This window comes from Streptomyces adustus, from assembly GCF_009377175.1.
GTDB classification, from domain to species: domain Bacteria; phylum Actinomycetota; class Actinomycetes; order Streptomycetales; family Streptomycetaceae; genus Streptomyces; species Streptomyces adustus.
This window is the reverse complement of the sequence record NZ_VJZD01000486.1, coordinates 1-2,728: the sequence shown is the minus strand read 5'-3', so window position 1 is coordinate 2,728 and position 2,728 is coordinate 1. Positions and strand designations below refer to the sequence as shown.

General features: G+C 72.5%; 4 protein-coding genes. All 4 read right to left on the bottom strand.

Going from position 1 to position 2,728, the window contains the following annotated elements; genetic code table 11:
- Positions 1-77 precede the first annotated feature (77 nt).
- Positions 78-569, bottom strand: coding sequence for an RNA polymerase sigma factor (locus tag FNH09_RS45920; protein WP_152895800.1), 492 nt, complete (start codon positions 567-569; stop codon positions 78-80).
- 218 nt (positions 570-787) lie between these two features.
- The gene (locus tag FNH09_RS45915) at positions 788-1,405 is read right to left on the bottom strand and encodes a class F sortase (protein WP_152895799.1); all 618 of its coding nucleotides are present in this window, start codon (positions 1,403-1,405) and stop codon (positions 788-790) included.
- Positions 1,402-1,776 (bottom strand): Tat pathway signal sequence domain protein, encoded by a 375-nt coding sequence (locus tag FNH09_RS45910; protein ID WP_152895798.1) that lies wholly within the window; start codon positions 1,774-1,776, stop codon positions 1,402-1,404. Before FNH09_RS45910 ends, FNH09_RS45915 begins: the two co-directional genes overlap by 4 nt.
- A 236-nt stretch (positions 1,777-2,012) precedes the next feature.
- A complete protein-coding gene (locus tag FNH09_RS45905; protein WP_152895797.1) occupies positions 2,013-2,465 on the bottom strand; it encodes a phospholipase in 453 nt (150 codons plus the stop codon).
- Between the last annotated feature and the right edge of the window lie 263 nt (positions 2,466-2,728).

Here is a 2,728-nt window from a genome sequence, read left to right as displayed (position 1 = left end):
GGGGCGGGCCGAGGTACTCGGGGGTGGGCCGCAGGATGACGGCGAGCGGGTCGTCGGGGTCGAAGTCCGGACCCTCGTCAGAGGCTGTGATCAAGGCTTCTCCTCAGGTGGGCGCGGAGCAGTTCTCGGGCCGCGTGCAGGTCGGCCTTGACGGTTCCCTCCTTGCGTCCGGTCAGTTCGGCCACCTCCCGGACCGGCATGTCAGCGTAGTAGTGCAGCAGGATGGGCACGCGCAGTCGCTCCGGCAGGGCCTGTACCAGCAGACGTACCGAGGGGTCGGTCTGCTCGTCGTGGGGCCGGACGGCGACTTCGGAGGTGACACGGCGTACGGCTCTGCGTTCGCGCTCCGTCCTGCGCCAGTGGTCGCGCACGAGGTTGGCCGCGGTGACGTAGAGGAAGCCGCGGGGCTCCTCCACGGACGTCCAGCGGGCCCAGAGGCGGGTGAACGCCTCCGAGGCGATCTCGTGGGCCGTCCCGTCGTCGTCGACGAGACGGCGGCACCAGCCGGCGAGGCGCGGGTAGACGGCGGCGAACAGCTCGGACGCTGCCGTGTCGCGGGTCCGTTTCAACGCTCTCCATGGTCGTGGCTGTCGGGGTTCGGGGCACGAAGGGTCGTGGTCCGGGGGCGTCCGGCCGGACCTGCGACCGTACGGCGCGGGTCTGGTGGCTCGTGCGGGAGGACCCCGGACCGGTGGTGTGCGTTCCACCGGTCCGGGATCCGCGGTCCACGGTCCGGGAACCGGGGGCCGTGAACCGGAGGTCGGCGTCCGCGGACCGGTCGGGCCGGTCAGGGACTCGTGGCGCTCAGCGCGGCGAAGACGATCACGTTGTCGAGGTAACCGTCACCGGTACGGGCGCCACCACAGGTGATGAGCCGCAGCTCGGACCGGTCCACGTCCCCGTAGACCTGGTCCGCCGGGAAGTGCGCCTTGGCGACCGTCCGCACGGACTCGACGGTGAACTCCGCCGTCCTGCCGTTCTCCAGGCGTGTCTCGATCCGGTCGCCGCGGCGCAGGTCCGCCAGGTGGCGGAAGACCCCGTCGCCGTAGGCGCCGACCGTGACATGGGCGAGGATCACCGACGGGCCGACCTGGCCCGGTGTCGGCGAGTACCGGTACCAGCCCGCACGGTCGTGTGCCGTGATCGGGGGCACCTGCACCGTGCCGTCCGCGGCGAGCCCCAACTGCATGACCGGGGTGTCGACGCCGATGGCCGGGATCCGCAGCCCGACCGGTACCGAGCGCCCGAGCGGCGCTGCCGTGGCCGCCCGCGCGGACAGCCGCGAGGGCGGTGGCGTGGCCGTCGGGTGTGCTGCCGCGCCCCGGTCCGTGTCGTGCCCGGCGCAGCCCGCGAGCGACGCGGCCAGCACCACGGTGGCGAACGCCCGCCTGGAGAGCGGGGTCATGCCCCGTTCGCCCGCCGGCGACGCACGACGAGCACCGTGCCGCCGGCCAGGGCGAGCGCAGCGGCGGCGCCGCCGATCACCGCGCTCTCGTCGCCGGACGAGGTGGACGCCGACGTCACACCGGTGTCGGGGGCTCCGTTCGGGACGCGGCTGACCTGGCCCGGCGTCGCGGCCCGGGTCGGCGCGGTACTGGGTACCGGACGCGGGGCGGCGCTGGCGACGGCGCTCGGGGCGGCGCTCGGAGTGGCGTCCACGGTCGCGGGGGAGCTGGGGACCGGGCTCGGGCTGCGTCCGTCGGCGAACGCGGGCATGGTGCTCGCCAGCACGGCCGTGCTCGCAAGTGCCAGGGTACTGAGGACAGTTCGGCGCATGGGTCGCTCTCTCTCGTCGGTCCGCCCGGCCGGAGAGGTCCGGCGGGCTGGGTTTCGGATCGCGCAGAGAGACGAGTCGGCCGAAGCACAGGTTGTAAAGGAAAGGCAAAGTCGTCGGAGTGCGGGGCGGCGGCTCACGTTCGACACCCCGCATCCGTGTGCCGTCGGGGTCGGCGGCGGCCCTCCTCCGACGGACCCTCGATGCGGCCCGGGCCCTCGACCGCCCGGGCCGTCGCTCAGCCGAGGGCCTTGACCGCCTGGTAGTAGGTCCACGCCGTGCTGTCGCAGGTGGTCTTCGTGGCACCACTGTAGGCGGCGCAGACCCGCTTGAGGTCTTCGTAGAGGGCGCTGTCCAGGCGGGACTTGTTGGTGCTGAAGGTTCCCGCGGCCTTGTAGTTGCGGTAACCGAAGTCGTGCCGGGCGCAGGACATGCTGAAGGGGAAACCGAACGGGTTGTCCGGGGAGGAGGAGCAGTAGTCGGTGGACCAGTCGAACGCGTAGGCGGACCAGGCGGACTGGTTCGCGCGGGCGGCGGCCCAGAGGCTGTAGCTCGACGCGGTGGTCTGCGTCCAGCTCGAAAGCACCTGGGGCTTGTCGGCCGGGACGGCGCCGGCGGATGTCGCGGTGGCGACGACGGCGACCAGGGCCAGGGTCGAACCGGCGAGACCGGTGGCAAGTCTTCGGCGCATTCCACACCTCCATGCACATGCGACCCGCCCGTCGAGTCGCATGAGCATGACAATACGAAGGTCATTCCGCCGTGACTACGGTCTGGTTGAAGATTTCGCTGTTGAGCCATCAACAAGACATGCGGCCGGCCGTTTTGGGAGATCTGCCCACGCCCGAGGACACCGCGCCACCAGGGTCAGGTCACGCGCCCGAGGGGTCGCGCGGACCGGGAGCGGCCGGCGGGCACGGGGCCGCGGCCGGCTCCCCGGGGGCGGGGGGCAGT